Source organism: Stakelama saccharophila (genome assembly GCF_032229225.1).
GTDB lineage: Bacteria > Pseudomonadota > Alphaproteobacteria > Sphingomonadales > Sphingomonadaceae > Sphingomonas > Sphingomonas saccharophila.
In genome coordinates this window covers 1,086,837-1,099,754 of record NZ_CP135076.1, presented here as the reverse complement: position 1 = coordinate 1,099,754, position 12,918 = coordinate 1,086,837, and the positions used below count along the sequence as shown (strand labels likewise).

15 protein-coding genes are annotated in these 12,918 nt (G+C 67.1%); 3 read left to right on the top strand and 12 right to left on the bottom strand.

The window, feature by feature from the left end; translation table 11 throughout:
* Positions 1–7 precede the first annotated feature (7 nt).
* Positions 8–862: a S1/P1 nuclease gene (locus tag RPR59_RS05045; RefSeq protein WP_313917312.1), complete on the top strand. Its 855-nt coding sequence runs from the start codon at positions 8–10 to the stop codon at positions 860–862.
* Positions 863–963: 101 nt separating this feature from the next.
* Here RPR59_RS05045 and RPR59_RS05040 read toward each other — a convergent pair whose 3' ends face one another.
* The 10 genes from RPR59_RS05040 to ybgC form a co-directional block, all read right to left on the bottom strand.
* Positions 964–2,181 (bottom strand): M20 metallopeptidase family protein, encoded by a 1,218-nt coding sequence (locus tag RPR59_RS05040; protein WP_313917310.1) that lies wholly within the window; start codon positions 2,179–2,181, stop codon positions 964–966.
* Positions 2,182–2,349: 168 nt separating this feature from the next.
* Positions 2,350–2,520, bottom strand: coding sequence for a hypothetical protein (locus tag RPR59_RS05035; protein ID WP_313917308.1), 171 nt, complete (start codon positions 2,518–2,520; stop codon positions 2,350–2,352).
* A gap of 3 nt (positions 2,521–2,523) precedes the next feature.
* Positions 2,524–2,730: a type II toxin-antitoxin system antitoxin gene (locus RPR59_RS05030; RefSeq protein ID WP_313917306.1), complete on the bottom strand. Its 207-nt coding sequence runs from the start codon at positions 2,728–2,730 to the stop codon at positions 2,524–2,526.
* 9 nt (positions 2,731–2,739) lie between these two features.
* Positions 2,740–3,639: an SPFH domain-containing protein gene (locus RPR59_RS05025; protein WP_313917304.1), complete on the bottom strand. Its 900-nt coding sequence runs from the start codon at positions 3,637–3,639 to the stop codon at positions 2,740–2,742.
* Positions 3,640–3,956: 317 nt separating this feature from the next.
* Entirely contained in the window at positions 3,957–4,478 is a 522-nt protein-coding gene (pal, locus tag RPR59_RS05020; RefSeq protein ID WP_313917302.1) for a peptidoglycan-associated lipoprotein Pal, read from the bottom strand.
* 84 nt (positions 4,479–4,562) lie between these two features.
* Complete coding sequence (gene tolB, locus RPR59_RS05015; RefSeq protein WP_432280290.1) at positions 4,563–5,897, bottom strand: Tol-Pal system beta propeller repeat protein TolB; 1,335 nt, start codon at positions 5,895–5,897, stop codon at positions 4,563–4,565.
* Positions 5,898–5,917: 20 nt separating this feature from the next.
* Positions 5,918–6,784: a cell envelope biogenesis protein TolA gene (locus tag RPR59_RS05010; RefSeq protein ID WP_313917300.1), complete on the bottom strand. Its 867-nt coding sequence runs from the start codon at positions 6,782–6,784 to the stop codon at positions 5,918–5,920.
* A 13-nt stretch (positions 6,785–6,797) separates the two neighbouring features.
* Complete coding sequence (gene tolR, locus RPR59_RS05005) at positions 6,798–7,232, bottom strand: protein TolR (protein ID WP_313917298.1); 435 nt, start codon at positions 7,230–7,232, stop codon at positions 6,798–6,800.
* Between the two features lie 3 nt (positions 7,233–7,235).
* Positions 7,236–7,928 carry a protein TolQ gene (tolQ, locus tag RPR59_RS05000; protein WP_313917296.1) on the bottom strand — a complete coding sequence of 231 codons (693 nt, stop codon included), beginning with the start codon at positions 7,926–7,928 and terminating at the stop codon, positions 7,236–7,238.
* Positions 7,929–7,934: 6 nt separating this feature from the next.
* Positions 7,935–8,387: a tol-pal system-associated acyl-CoA thioesterase gene (gene ybgC / locus RPR59_RS04995; protein WP_313917294.1), complete on the bottom strand. Its 453-nt coding sequence runs from the start codon at positions 8,385–8,387 to the stop codon at positions 7,935–7,937.
* Positions 8,388–8,527: 140 nt separating this feature from the next.
* Between ybgC and RPR59_RS04990 the strand changes: the two genes are divergently transcribed.
* Both RPR59_RS04990 and RPR59_RS04985 read left to right on the top strand, forming a co-directional pair.
* Positions 8,528–9,265, top strand: coding sequence for an ABC transporter ATP-binding protein (locus RPR59_RS04990; RefSeq protein WP_313917292.1), 738 nt, complete (start codon positions 8,528–8,530; stop codon positions 9,263–9,265).
* Complete coding sequence (locus RPR59_RS04985; RefSeq protein ID WP_313917290.1) at positions 9,262–10,704, top strand: putative ABC exporter domain-containing protein; 1,443 nt, start codon at positions 9,262–9,264, stop codon at positions 10,702–10,704. The genes RPR59_RS04990 and RPR59_RS04985 overlap by 4 nt, the downstream gene beginning before the upstream one ends.
* 191 nt (positions 10,705–10,895) lie before the next feature.
* Here the strand turns inward: RPR59_RS04985 and ruvB are convergent, their stop codons facing one another.
* Both ruvB and ruvA read right to left on the bottom strand, forming a co-directional pair.
* A complete protein-coding gene (gene ruvB, locus RPR59_RS04980; protein ID WP_313917288.1) occupies positions 10,896–11,939 on the bottom strand; it encodes a Holliday junction branch migration DNA helicase RuvB in 1,044 nt (347 codons plus the stop codon).
* Between the two features lie 145 nt (positions 11,940–12,084).
* Positions 12,085–12,681 (bottom strand): Holliday junction branch migration protein RuvA, encoded by a 597-nt coding sequence (ruvA, locus tag RPR59_RS04975; RefSeq protein ID WP_313917286.1) that lies wholly within the window; start codon positions 12,679–12,681, stop codon positions 12,085–12,087.
* Positions 12,682–12,918: the final 237 nt, after the last annotated feature.

The following is a 12,918-nucleotide window of genomic DNA, read 5'->3' as shown; positions in this document are numbered from 1 at the left end:
AGCGCCCATGCGTTATCTCGTCCTCGCCGTCGCCGCGCTGTTCGCCGCCCTCGCCCCCAATTCCGCCAGCGCCTATTGGGAATATGGCCATGAGAGCGTGGCGGAAATCGCCTATCGCAACGTAACGCCGCAGACGCGCGCGGCGATCGACCGGTTGCTGCGCCGCGCCGACCTGCTCGACACGCCGGAATGTCCGGCAAGGACGGTCGCGAGCGCGGCGGTCTGGCCCGACTGCATCAAGAAGCTGGGCGAGCGGTTCAGCTACAGCTTCGCCTGGCATTATCAGGACATCGACGTGTGCAAGCCGTTCGATCCGAAATCGGCCTGTGCCAACGGCAATTGCGTCACCGCGCAGATCCGGCGCGACATGAGGCTGCTCCAGGATACGTCGGTTCCGCTGCGCGAGCGGGTTCAGGCGCTCGCCTTCCTGATCCACTTCGTCGGCGACCTGCACCAGCCGCTGCATGTCGGCGAGCATCATGACATGGGCGGCAATGCGGTCCACACCAATTACGGCGCCTATGCGCCCGACCGGCTGAACCTGCACAGCGTCTGGGACGGCTATCTCGCGGAACGCGCCATCTCCACGCCGCCCTCACCGATTCGCCACTATTCGGATGCGGAAAAGGCGCGGATCGCGGCCGGCGACATCGACGACTGGGCAAGGCAGAGCTGGGAGATCAGCCGCGACAGCGTCTATCCCACCGCGCTCGGCGGCAGCCCGTGCGATCTGGGCAAGGACGCGGCGCGTGACGGCCATCTCGACAATGACGAGATCGCAAAGCTGGTGCCGATCGCCCGCCGCCAGGTGATCCGCGGCGGCCTCCGCCTCGCCAAGCTGCTCGACAAGGCGCTGGGCTGACCGCCGCCTTACGTTTGCACGTCAGGCCAGCCCCGCTCGCGCCACCCCGGCACCGTTCGTGCTGAGCCTGTCGAAGCACCGCCCTTATTCCAACCTCCGGATCAGTCGAACCCGCGCTCCAGATAGCGCTCCGCCACCGCGCAGTGCATCGCCACGCCGCGCGCCAGCACGTCCTCGTCGATCATCATGCGGGTGTTGTGCAGCGCCGGGTTGGTCGCGGGATCGCTGCCCGCGGGCGCGGCGCCAATAAAACTCATCGCGCCGGGGATTTCGCGCAGCACGTAGGAAAAGTCCTCTGCCCCCATCATCGGCGCCGGCATCGTCATCCACGGCTGATCGCCGCCCATCGATTCCGCGATGTCGCGCACCATCGCGGTCGCCCGATCGTCGTTGACGGTGACGGGATAGCCCGCCTCGATCTCCGCCTCGCCCTCGCACTCGTGCGCCGCCGCGATCTCGGATACGATCCGGCGAAACGCCGCGCGCGCCTTTTCCCGCGTCTCTTCCGACAGGGTGCGCAGCGTGCCGAGCAGCTTCGCCTGACCGGGGATCACATTGTGCGTCGATCCCGCCTCGATCTTCGTGATCGTCAGCACCGCCGGATCGCTGACCGGCACGCGCCGCGCGACCCAGGTCTGCAGCGCCGTCACGATCTCGCAGGCGACCGGAATGGGATCGATGCTGTCATGCGGCATCGCGGCATGCCCGCCCCGGCCGCGAATCGTGGCGTAGAGCGTGTCGGTCGACGCCATCAGCGGCCCCGGCCGGCTGACGAAGGTCCCGGCCGGCAGGTTGGGATAGACGTGGAGCGCAAAGCCCGCATCGGGCGCGACCTGTTCCAGCAGCCCGTCCTCGATCATGAAGCGCGCGCCGTGATGCCCTTCCTCGCCCGGCTGGAACATGAACACCACCGTGCCGGGAAGCTCGTCCCGCTTCTCGCACAGCGCCCTGGCCGCCCCCACGAGCATCGCCGAATGCGCATCATGGCCGCAGGCGTGCATGATGCCGGCATTCTTCGACGCGAAGTCGATCTCGTTCTCCTCCTCCATCGGCAGCGCATCCATGTCGCCGCGCAACAGCACCGTGCGACCATTGTCGCCCCCGCCGCGCAACACCGCCATGAAGCCCGTGGTCGAGGAGCCTTCGTGAATTTCCAGCGGCAAACCCGCCAGCGCCTGTTTCAGCTTCTCGGTCGTGCGCGGACAATGGAGGCCGATCTCCGGATCGGCATGGATCGCGCGCCGCAGCGCCACCACGTCGGCCAGCCCGGCCTCTCCGGCGGCGGTCCAATCGGATCTGGTCTGCATCTCGGCGCTCATCGAAGGCTCTCCTGAAACGATATTGCGTGCATCCTAACGCAGCCAACGCGCGAGGTCATGCCCGCGATCACTTCTTCAGGCTCCAATGCCATTCCACCTCGCCATCGGTCTTGCGCCGCGCCAGCAGGAGGAAGGCGACCGTCACGACAGCCATCGCAAGCAACCCGGTCAGGGTCCCGGCGACAGCGTGGCGCAGGCAATTATCGCCGCGACGAAGGCAGCGGTTGCCACCAGTCCCTGCCACGTCACCGGCACCACGCCCCAGCCGAAGCGCTTCGGCGCGAACCAGTATCCGGGGCGCACCGCATAGGATTTCGCGATCCTGTTCCTCAGTCCCATAACCTAATCCTCCTGTTCCGTCGGCGGCCGGCCGCGCTTGCGCCGGTCCGGCGGCGCCAGCTTCACCCCGCGGCGCGCCAATGCCTCGCGCAAGAGGCATTCGACCTGCGCGTTGACGCTGCGCAGGTCGCCCGCCGCCGAACGCTCGACCGCCGCGTGGAGCGCGGGATCCAACCGCAGGGGAAACGCCTTTTTCGGGGGTGCCGCCAATCCTGCTTCCTATTGGTATAACGAGCCCGAATTGACGACGGGCTGCGTGTCCCGCTCCGAACACAGCACCACCATCAGGTTCGACACCATGGCGGCGCGGCGTTCGTCGTCCAGTTCGACGACATTCTTCTCGGAAAGCTGGGCGAGCGCCATCTCGACCATGCCGACCGCGCCTTCGACCAGCTTGGACCGTGCCGCGACGACGGCCGACGCCTGTTGCCGGCGCAGCATCGCCTGGGCGATTTCCTGCGCATAGGCGAGATGCGTCAGCCGGCATTCGTCGATATAGATGCCGGCAACCGCCACCCGATCCTGCAACTCGTCGCGCAGTTCGTCGCTGATCAGCATCGGATCGCTCCTGAGCGTCTTTTCGTCGGCATCGAAATCGTCATAGGGATAGCGCGATCCGATGACGCGCACCGCGCTTTCGATCTGGATATTCACGAACTGCTTGTAATCGTCGACGTCGAACAGCGCCTGCGCCGTGTCCGACACGCGCCATACGACGTTCGACGCGATCTCGATGGGATTGCCGCGCAGATCGTTCACCTTCAGCCGTTCGGAGGTGATGTTGTGCACGCGCACCGAAATCTTCGACTTGGTCATCCACGGCCAGGTCCAGCGCAGGCCGGTGGTACGATCGGTGCCGCGATAATCGCCGAACAGCAGGATCGCCGCCGCCTGGTTCGGCTGCAACAGATAGAAACCGAGCGCGACGAACGTGGCGCCGATCGCGCCCACGCCGATCACGATCGGCCCCCAGGGCATGAGCCGCGCATTGAAGATTCCGATCGCCAGCACGGCCAGCGCCGCCAGCAGCACCACCAGCATGCCATAGCCGTTCGCCGTGGCCGCCGCCCCCTCCCTGCTCGCCCGCAGCGCCACGGGCCGGGAAATCTCGTTTGCCATCCTTCCCTCCTTAATTATGATGTCACTTTTATATCATCTGAGGATGGTACGCAATCGAAACCGGAAGCAGGCTCCGGCAAAGCTTCCCGTCCGACCAAGCATCATCCTCCCCTGCAAGGGGGGGTGGCAGCCCGAAGGGCTGACGGAGGGGTGTCCCCGCCAGTCGTAATACCCCTCTATCGCGGTGCGAGCAGTCCTTCGGCGCGGGTGCTATCGGCACTCGTCGCCGCCCGATCGGCGCCGGAATCACGCCAAAGAAAACGCCGCCGGACCAGGGTCCGACGGCGCCTCTGCAATCGCCTGGATGGCGCGTGGCGCTATTCCAGCACCACCGTGACCGCGCGGCGGTTCTGCGCCCATGCTTCGGGGTCGGAGCCCAGCGCGATCGGCCGTTCCTTGCCATAGCTGATCGTGTTGATGCGCGAGGAATCGACGCCCTGCGCAGCCAGGTAATTGGCCGTGGCGTTGGCGCGGCGTTCGCCCAAAGCGAGGTTGTATTCGCGCGTGCCGCGTTCGTCGGCATGGCCTTCGATCGTGACGCGCACATTCGGATAGCGCGCCAGCCACTGCGCCTGGCTGCTCAGGATGCCCTGCGCTTCGCTGTCGATATTGTACATGTCGGTATCGAAATGGATCGTGTCGCTGACGACCGACTGCTTGAAGTCTTCGGCCGAACCGGGAACGACCGTGGTGCCGGTCTGCGACGGCTGGGTCGGCGTCGTGTCGGTGGGCGCGGTTTCCGCGGGCGCCGGCGGCAGCACCTCGGGGCGCTTCTTGGCGCAGCCCGCAGTGGCGACGAGCGCGGCGGCAACAATCAACTTGCTGGTCATTCTGGCCATTTTGTTTCTCCTCTGTTTTTGATCGTTACGGCCCCGCTCCGACGAGACAAGGCATGAATACCTATCGATGGTCTTGTCAACGTCCTATTCGCGCAAAGGTCCCCAATCCGGGTCCGATCCGCCCAACGGCGTGGGAATGTGCCGCTCGTTCCGGCCGGTCAGGTCCACCGACCAGATTTGCGCCGGCCCCGATCCGCGCGCGTTGCGAAAGAAGGTCAGCACGCGGCCGTTCGGCGCCCAGCTCGGGCCCTCGTCGCCCCAGCTCTCGGTCAGGATCTTCTCGCCGCCGCCATCGGGGCTCATGATGGCGATACGGAAATCTCCGGTGATCTTGGTGAAGGCGATCAGGTCGCCGCGCGGGCTCCATGTCGGCGTGGCATAGCGGCCGCCGCCGAAACTGATCCGGTGCTCGCCCGAGCCGTCGGCATTCATCACGTAGAGCTGCTGCGTGCCGGAACGGTCGCTTTCGAACACGATGCGCGATCCGTCGGGCGAATAGCTGCCGCCGGTATCGATACCCGGCGCATCCGTCAGCCGCTGCGGCGATCCGCCGGTGGCGGATATGCGATAGATGTCGGTATTGCCGCCGCGCGCCATGGAAAACAGCACATAGCGTCCGTCCGGCGAGAATCGCGGCGCGAAGGCGAGCGCCACGTTCGACACCAGCCGGCGCGACCGTCCGCTGGTCAGGTCATAGGTATAGATGGACGGGCGATCGTTCTCGTAGCTCATATAGACGATCTTCTGCTGGTTGGGCGCAAAGCGCGGCGTCAGCACGATCGACTGGCCATTGGTGAGGAAACGGTGATTGGCGCCGTCCTGATCCATGATCGCCAGCCGCTTGATGCGGTGATCCTTCGGCCCCGTTTCGGAGACATAGACGATGCGGCTGTCGAAATACGGCCCCTCGCCCGTCAGGCGCGAATAGACCGTGTCGGCGCATTTGTGCGCCGCGCGGCGCCAGTCCCTGGGCTGCACCACGAAACCCTGCCGCGTCAGCTCGGTGCGCGCGAACACGTCGTACAGGTAGCAGCCGACCGTCAGCGTGCCGTTGTCATTGGCGCGGACGAATCCCTGGACCAGCGCCTGCGCGCCGGTGCCGCTCCAGTAATCGAAGGCGGGCGCCGTCACCTGCGGAAAGGAAACCGGCCGCAACAGGCCGGACCCGAGCGGCCGGAACAGGCCCGAATTCTTCAGGTCATTGCTGACCACCTCGGCCATCTGCCGTCCCAGGTCGGTGGTCGATCCGGCCGCCGTCTGCGCCGGCGCCGCCGCCGGCATCGGCGGGATGGCGATGGGCATCGGCTCCGAAATGCCGCCGACGACGTCGACTTCGACCTGCGCGGCGGCGGGCGCTGCGATCAAAAGCGCGGCAAGCGGGGCCAGCATGGCCGCGAGCCTGGTTACTATCTTCGGCATCTTGTCCTCCGGCATCGCCCTTATCCGGGCAGCTTGTACGTCAAAATGATGTCTTCCCAGCCGCCTTCATAATATTGTTTCGGCAGATTGTACGGCGCGCAGGCGATGAAAGCACTCGTCGCCAGTTCCGCGACCCGGCGGGCATAGCGCCGGTTCTCGCCGCCCACGCCCGTCTGCCCGCGCAGTTCGGGGCGGGCGGCGAGCGATCCGTCGGGATTCATCCGGATACGCAGCTTCGTGACGATCTCGTTCGCGCCGGGGCCGGGGTTGGTGACGCGATTGGCGCAGGGCTGCACCTGCCGCCTGATCGCGTCGGCGAGATTCGCCACCACGGCCGACCCGATCTTTTCCGCGCGCGGCGTCTCGCCCTTGCCGGTGCCGGTATCGGTGATCCCCTTCAGGAAGTCGTCGCCCAGGCGCGATCCGCGGGCACGCTTGTCGGAACTCTTGTCCGACCCTTGCGCCTTCTTGGGCTCCGGCTTCGCTTCGGCGCGCTTGCCGGTTTCGCGCTTGGCCGGCTCCTTCTTCGCCGGTTTTTCGGGCGCGGGTTTCTTCGGCGCGGGCTTTTCGCTTTCGGCCGGCTTGGGCGCGGGCTCCGGCTCCGCCTCGGGCTGCGGCGTGGCGGGCGCCAGATCGGCGGCGGCATCCGCCGGTGCGGGCGCGTCGCTCGGATCGCCGATCTCGGGCGCCAGCGAGGCCGCCGGGTCCTCGGTCGCGACCGGCGCCGCCGATTCGAGCGCGATCTCATCGACCAGCGACACGTCCAGCGGCTTCGATTCCAGGTTCAGGGGATTGGGCGTCGACAGAAAGCCGACGGATAGCAGGCCGAACAGCACCACGTGCGCCGCCACGGCCACCCCCAGCGCGGCCTTGTCCCCGCGCATCATGGCGCGCGCTCCGTCACTGCTGGTCGGATCCGACCGTGACCAGCGCGACGCGGTTCAGGCCCGCCCGGTTGAGTTCGCCCATCACCAGCATCACCCGGCCGTAATCCAGGCCCCGATCCGCACGCAGATAGACCTGCGGCGGCTCGGCCCCGGCCGCGCCCGCACGCCGCGCCAGCACGTCGGGAAGCATCCGATCGGTCACCGCCTCGTCATCGACATAGATGCGGCCGCTGTCGTCCAGCGACACCTGAATCGGCTTCTGGCTCTGTTCCAGCGGCTTGGCCCGGCTTTCCGGCAAGTTCACCGGCACGCCCGCGGTCAGAAGCGGCGCCGTCACCATGAAGATGATCAGCAAGACCAGCATCACGTCCACCAGCGGCGTCACGTTGATCTCGGCCATGGGCGCGCGCCGCCCCTTGCCGCGCGACGAAGGCAGGTTAACGGCCATGGCCTAGGCTCCCGTCTCCAACTGCCGGCTCAGCGTGTTGTGAAAGCCGTCGGCGAAGCGGTTCAGCCGCGCCTCGACCCGGTCGATGCCGTGGCTGAAGCGGTTATAGGCGATCACCGCGGGGATGGCCGCGAACAGGCCGATCGCGGTCGCGAACAGCGCCTCGGCGATACCCGGCGCAACGACGGCGAGCGACGAACTCTGCTCGCCGGCGATCGCGGTGAAGCTGCGCATGATGCCCCACACCGTGCCGAACAGGCCAACGAAGGGCGCGACCGAGCCGATGGTGGCGAGAATGTTGAGCCGGCCGGACAACTGGTCCACCTCGTTCGCGACCGCCGTCGCCATGGCGGTGCCCAGCCGTTCGCGCGTTCCTTCGCGGTCGATCGCGCGGCCCTTGGTCGAACGCCGCCATTCCGTCACGCCGGCGGAAAAGACGCGCGCCACGGCGATGTCGCTGTCGCCGCGCATACGGTGGAATGCGTCGATGTCCTCGGCCTTGCGGAATTCGCGTTCGAACTTGTCGATCGACTTGCGCGCGTTCTTCAGGCGAAAGAGAAAGGTGAAGATGATCGTCCAGGTCCAGATGCTGGCGAGGAGCAGCCCCAGCATCACGAACTTCACGACCCAGTCGGCCTGCAGGAACAGCGCGACCGGCGACAGGGTCGCGGCATCGGTTTGCACGAATAGGTCCATCGAGTTCTATTTCCCCTTCGTAATCAATGGCGTGAACGCCGCCACCCAGTCCTTCGGCTGTCGCCTCGGCCGGCCGCTGGGCGCGACGAAGACCGCTTCCACTGTCGCGTCGAGCAATATCGCATCCCCGCGCATGACTCTCTGCTGAATGTCGACGGCCGCCGCACGCACGCGCGACACCCGACTGACAACCAACAGCGCGTCGTCGAGTTTCGCAGGCGCAACGAAATCCAGGTCCATGTGGCGCACGGCATAGGCGCCCTCGCCCGCTTCGAACGCCGCGCGCTGGTCGATACCGGCGCAGCGCAGCATGTCGGAGCGCGCCCGCTCCATGAAGCGCAAATAATTGGCGTGATAGACGATGCCGGAAAGATCGGTGTCCTCGAAATAGACGCGCACGGGAAAGCGGTGCTCCTGCCCCGCAAAGCGGCCCGTCACCGGTTGATCCAAATCCGTCATCGCCGACGGCGTTAGCGAAGGTCGGCGCGCGAAGAAAGGGCTTCACAGCACATGGCGAACCGCCGACCCTCCGGCGCGCCGCACCATCGCTATTGGCTTTCGAGTTGCACGCCGCGCCGCGCCCGATAGGCTGCGCCGCCATGACCGATCCCGCGCTCCGCATCACCAAGCTTTCCAAGGCCTTCGACAAGCCGGTCATTCGGGATCTCGACCTCGAGATCGCCTCGGGGCAACTTTACGCGCTGCTGGGCCCGAACGGCGCGGGCAAGACGACGACGCTGCGCATGGTCGTCGGCCTGACGCCGATGGATCGCGGCAGCATCGCGATCTACGGCATCGACACCCGCGCCGACCCGCTAGCGGCAAAGGCGATCACCGCATGGCTGCCGGACGAACCGATGCTCTACGACAAGCTGACGCCGGCCGAATATCTCGCCTTCGTCGCCGGCCTCTGGTCGATCCCGCCGGCCGAGGCGGCGGACGAGGCGGAGCGGCTGCTGCGCTGGCTCCGGCTGTGGGACGTGCGCGATACACGGTGCGAGGGCTTTTCGCGCGGCATGAAGCAGAAGGTGGCGCTTGCCGGCGCGCTGATCCACAAGCCGCGCCTGCTGATCCTCGACGAACCGCTCACCGGCCTCGACGCCGAAATGGCGCGCGCGGTGAAGGACACGCTGCGCGCCCAGGTCGATGCCGGAGCGACCGTCATCGTCACCACCCATATCCTGGAGGTCGCCGAACGCCTCGCCGATCGCATCGGCATCATCGCCGACGGCCACCTCCATGCCGAAGGCACGCTCGACGAACTGCGCAGCCTGGCCGGGTCGGACGACATGACGCTGGAGGACACCTTCATCCGCCTGACGAGCGAGCCCGCATGACCGGCTGGCTGATGCGCCGCCTGCCGGCGCCGTCGCTCGCCTGGCTGCTGCTCCACGAAATCCGCGTCGGCTTCCGGTCGCGGGCGAAGCGAACGCGGCTGGTCGTACTGCGTTACGTGCTTCTCGCCGGCCTGATCGCCTTCGGCATCTTCACCGGCTATCTCCTGCGCGCAACGCCGATCCCGGAAAACCCGACCGCGCTGGTCGCCGCACTCACCGCCGTCATCCTGATGTTCAGCTTCATGGTAACCCAGGCCATGCTGGGCGCGCAGCGCACGCTCTATGAAAGCGGCGACCTCGACCTGATGCTGTCGGCGCCGATCGGGGCGCGCACGGTGATGCTGGCGAAACTGCTGGGCATCGCCGCGACGATCATGCTGTCCTTCGCGGCGTTCATCCTGTCCTTCATCCTGCCCATCGCCGTGTTCGGCCATCCGAAGCTGTTCGGCACGATCATCGTGCTGGTTTCATGCGCGCTCGTCGCGGCTTCGCTCGGCCTCGGCCTGACGCTCCTGCTGGCCCGCATCTCCGGCCCCAGGGCGGCGCGCACCGTGGGCCAGATCGTCGCCGGTCTGCTGGGCGGCGCGCTGTTCCTCGCCTCGCAACTGATGAACGACCATGACGACCGCGAATCGCGCATGGCCGTCATCTTCCGCCATATTCGCGACAGCGGCGTCACCGATGGCTGGTGGGGCGGCCTGCCGGGCCGCGCCACCTTTGGCGAGCCGGGTCCGATGCTGGCGATGCTCGCTGGCGCGATCCTGGTGTTCGTGATCACCGGCTATCTGTTCCAGCGCTGGTTCGTGCGCGGCGTTCAGGATGCCGCGAACCATGGCGGCCGCGGCAAGGTGTCGCGAAAGGGGATCGCCCGCCATTTCCGCCCCACCCTGTTCGGCGCCGTCTTCCGCAAGGAATCGCGGCTGCTGCTGCGCGATCCGGCCATCGCCTTTTCGATCGTCCTGCGCCTCGTCTATCTTGCGCCGCTGATGTTCGTCGGGTTCAGGAGTGCGAACGGCGTGCCGGTCTCGCCGATGCTGTCCTTCCTCAGCGTCGCGATCGCGGGGCAGTTGGTCGGCAGCTTCACCTGGCTCGCCATTTCGGCCGAGGACTCGCCCGACCTCATCACCATCGCGCCGGTCGAAAAGGCGCTGGTGGACCGCGCCAAGCTCGCTTCCGCCCTCGCCATCGCCGCACCCATCGCGCTGATCCTGCCGATCGCCATCCTGACCGAGACCCTGCTCGGGGCGGTCGTTACGGTCGTGTTCACCGGGCTCGGCGGTGTCGCGGCGGGCGGCATTGAGCTGAAATTCGCCAAGCCCGCCGATCGCAAACGCTTCGCCCAGCGCCGCCAGGGTTCGATCCTGACCCGCATCCTGACGCTGATCGCGACCGGAATTATCGGCCTGCTCTCGGGCGCGATCGTCTATTTCCTACCCTGACCCGCCCCCGCAAGCGGAGGAACCCAGCGCCGAAACATAAGCGCTAAACCAAACCGCTTGCCCTGAGCTTGTCGAAGGGCTGTCCTGAGCGCCTGCCTTGGCAAGGCAGTCGAAGGGGGCTGCTGTGTTCTTCTCCCGCAGAAAGGGCAGAACAAAGCCAAACTCAGCCCAACCGCCTCGGATACGGCGCATCAGATTTCAGCGCCCGATCCCTGATCGAACAGCCCGTCCTGTGCGCCCTGCGGCGGTTCGATGCCGAGATGCTTCCACGCCGGCCCGTTAAGGCAGCGCCCGCGCGCCGTTCGCGCCACCAGCCCCAACTGGATCAGATAGGGCTCAATCACTTCCTCGATCGTGTCGCGCGGTTCCGACAGGCCCGCGGCCAGTGTCTCCACGCCCACCGGCCCGCCGCGATAGATGTCGGCGATCATGCCCAGATAGCGCCGATCCATCGCGTCCAGCCCCAGCGAATCGACCTCCAGCCGGTTGAGCGCGGCATCGGCGACCTTCGCGCCGACCGTCTCCTCGCCCGCGACATTGGCGAAATCGCGCACCCGGCGCAGCAGCCGTCCGGCGATGCGCGGCGTCCCGCGTGAGCGCCTGGCGATCTCCGCCGCTCCCTCGGGCGCGACGTGCAGGTCGAGCAGCCCCGCCGCACGCGTCACCACCTTCTGCAACTCGGCGACCGAATAGAAATTCAGCCGGACGGGGATGCCGAACCGGTCCCTGAGCGGCGTCGTCAATAGTCCCTGGCGCGTCGTGGCGCCGACGAGTGTGAACTTCGGCAGGTCGATCCGCACGCTCCTGGCCGACGGCCCCTCGCCGATCATCAGGTCGAGCGCGCGGTCCTCCATCGCCGGATAGAGCACCTCCTCCACCGCGGGCGCGAGCCGGTGGATCTCGTCGACGAACAGGACGTCGCCTTCTTCCAGATTCGTCAGCAGCGCCGCGAGATCGCCCGATTTGGCGATCACGGGGCCGGAGGTCGCGCGAAATCCCACGCCCAGCTCGCGCGCGATGATCTGCGCCAGCGTTGTTTTGCCGAGGCCCGGCGGACCGAAGAACAGGACATGGTCCAGCGCATCGCCGCGCGCCTTCGCCGCGTCGATGAAGACGCGCAGATTGTCGCGTGCGCCCTGCTGCCCGACGAATTCGTCGAGGCTTTTGGGGCGCAGTGCGGCATCCACGTCCTCGGGGCGGCGCTGGCTGGTCAGGATGCGGTCGCTGTCGGTCATCCCTCCCCTCCCACTTGCGGGAGGGGTCGGGGGAGGGACGGAGAAAACGCATTAGACATACGACCCGTCATGCCTTCCCCCCGGCCCCGCCCGCAACGGGTTCCACGAAGCACTGCGTCCGCGCGGCTCAAGCGGGAGGGGAACATCACTTCGCCGCCTTTCTGAGCGCGAGGCGGACCAGCGCGTCGAGCGATGCCCCGGCGCCCGCCTCGTCTTCCGCCGCCTTCACCGCCGCCGACGCCTCGGCCGACCTGAAGCCCAGGTTGAGCAGCGCCGATACCGCATCGGCCGAGGCGCCCGCGGCGGGGGCGCTCGCCGCCGGCCCTGCTCCGAACGCCGCCGCACCCACCTTGTCCTTCAACTCGTTGACGATGCGCTGGGCCAGCTTCGGCCCGACGCCGTTGGCGCGCGCGACCATCGCCTTGTCGCCGCCCGCGACCGCGCGGTGCAATTCGTCGGGCGCGAGCACCGACAGGATCGCCAGCGCGACCCGCGCGCCGACGCCCTGCACGCTCGTCAGCAGCCGGAACCAGTCGCGTTCCTCGGCCGTGGCGAAGCCCATCAGCCGGATCGAATCCTCCGCGACCAGCATTTCGGTATGCACGGTGACGAACTCGCCCACCGGCCCCAGCGTCTCCAGCGTACGCACCGACGCGCCGACCAGATAGCCGACGCCGTTCACCTCGATCACCGCATGATCGGCCCCGCTCGATTCGAGCCGCCCCTTCAGGTGCGCGATCATCGCCGCGCCTCCGCGAAAGTTGGCGACACGTCCCCCCTCGCCCTCGCTTGCCCCAAAGCGAGCGAGCGGCAGGTGCGGCGACAGAAGGCGAAGCGGATCATCACCCGCGGCACATAAGCGGAACGATACGGTATAGGAAAGGCAAAAGGCGCGCGACCGGATTGGAAGATCGGTTTCGACCCCGTGTGTTCGTCATTCCCGCGAAGGCGGGAATCCATATTCGCTGGCGGCGATATT

Excerpts from the sequence above, each read along its gene's own strand:
- RPR59_RS05045 (WP_313917312.1), top strand. The coding sequence starts at position 8 with ATGCGTTATCTCGTCCTCGCCGTCGCCGCGCTGTTCGCCGCCCTCGCC.
- RPR59_RS05040 (WP_313917310.1), bottom strand. The coding sequence starts at position 2,181 with ATGAGCGCCGAGATGCAGACCAGATCCGATTGGACCGCCGCCGGAGAG.
- RPR59_RS05035 (WP_313917308.1), bottom strand. The coding sequence starts at position 2,520 with ATGGGACTGAGGAACAGGATCGCGAAATCCTATGCGGTGCGCCCCGGA.
- RPR59_RS05025 (WP_313917304.1), bottom strand. The coding sequence starts at position 3,639 with ATGGCAAACGAGATTTCCCGGCCCGTGGCGCTGCGGGCGAGCAGGGAG.
- pal (WP_313917302.1), bottom strand. The coding sequence starts at position 4,478 with ATGGCCAGAATGACCAGCAAGTTGATTGTTGCCGCCGCGCTCGTCGCC.
- tolB (WP_432280290.1), bottom strand. The coding sequence starts at position 5,897 with ATGCCGAAGATAGTAACCAGGCTCGCGGCCATGCTGGCCCCGCTTGCC.
- RPR59_RS05010 (WP_313917300.1), bottom strand. The coding sequence starts at position 6,784 with ATGATGCGCGGGGACAAGGCCGCGCTGGGGGTGGCCGTGGCGGCGCAC.
- tolR (WP_313917298.1), bottom strand. The coding sequence starts at position 7,232 with ATGGCCGTTAACCTGCCTTCGTCGCGCGGCAAGGGGCGGCGCGCGCCC.
- tolQ (WP_313917296.1), bottom strand. The coding sequence starts at position 7,928 with ATGGACCTATTCGTGCAAACCGATGCCGCGACCCTGTCGCCGGTCGCG.
- ybgC (WP_313917294.1), bottom strand. The coding sequence starts at position 8,387 with ATGACGGATTTGGATCAACCGGTGACGGGCCGCTTTGCGGGGCAGGAG.
- RPR59_RS04990 (WP_313917292.1), top strand. The coding sequence starts at position 8,528 with ATGACCGATCCCGCGCTCCGCATCACCAAGCTTTCCAAGGCCTTCGAC.
- RPR59_RS04985 (WP_313917290.1), top strand. The coding sequence starts at position 9,262 with ATGACCGGCTGGCTGATGCGCCGCCTGCCGGCGCCGTCGCTCGCCTGG.
- ruvB (WP_313917288.1), bottom strand. The coding sequence starts at position 11,939 with ATGACCGACAGCGACCGCATCCTGACCAGCCAGCGCCGCCCCGAGGAC.
- ruvA (WP_313917286.1), bottom strand. The coding sequence starts at position 12,681 with ATGATCGCGCACCTGAAGGGGCGGCTCGAATCGAGCGGGGCCGATCAT.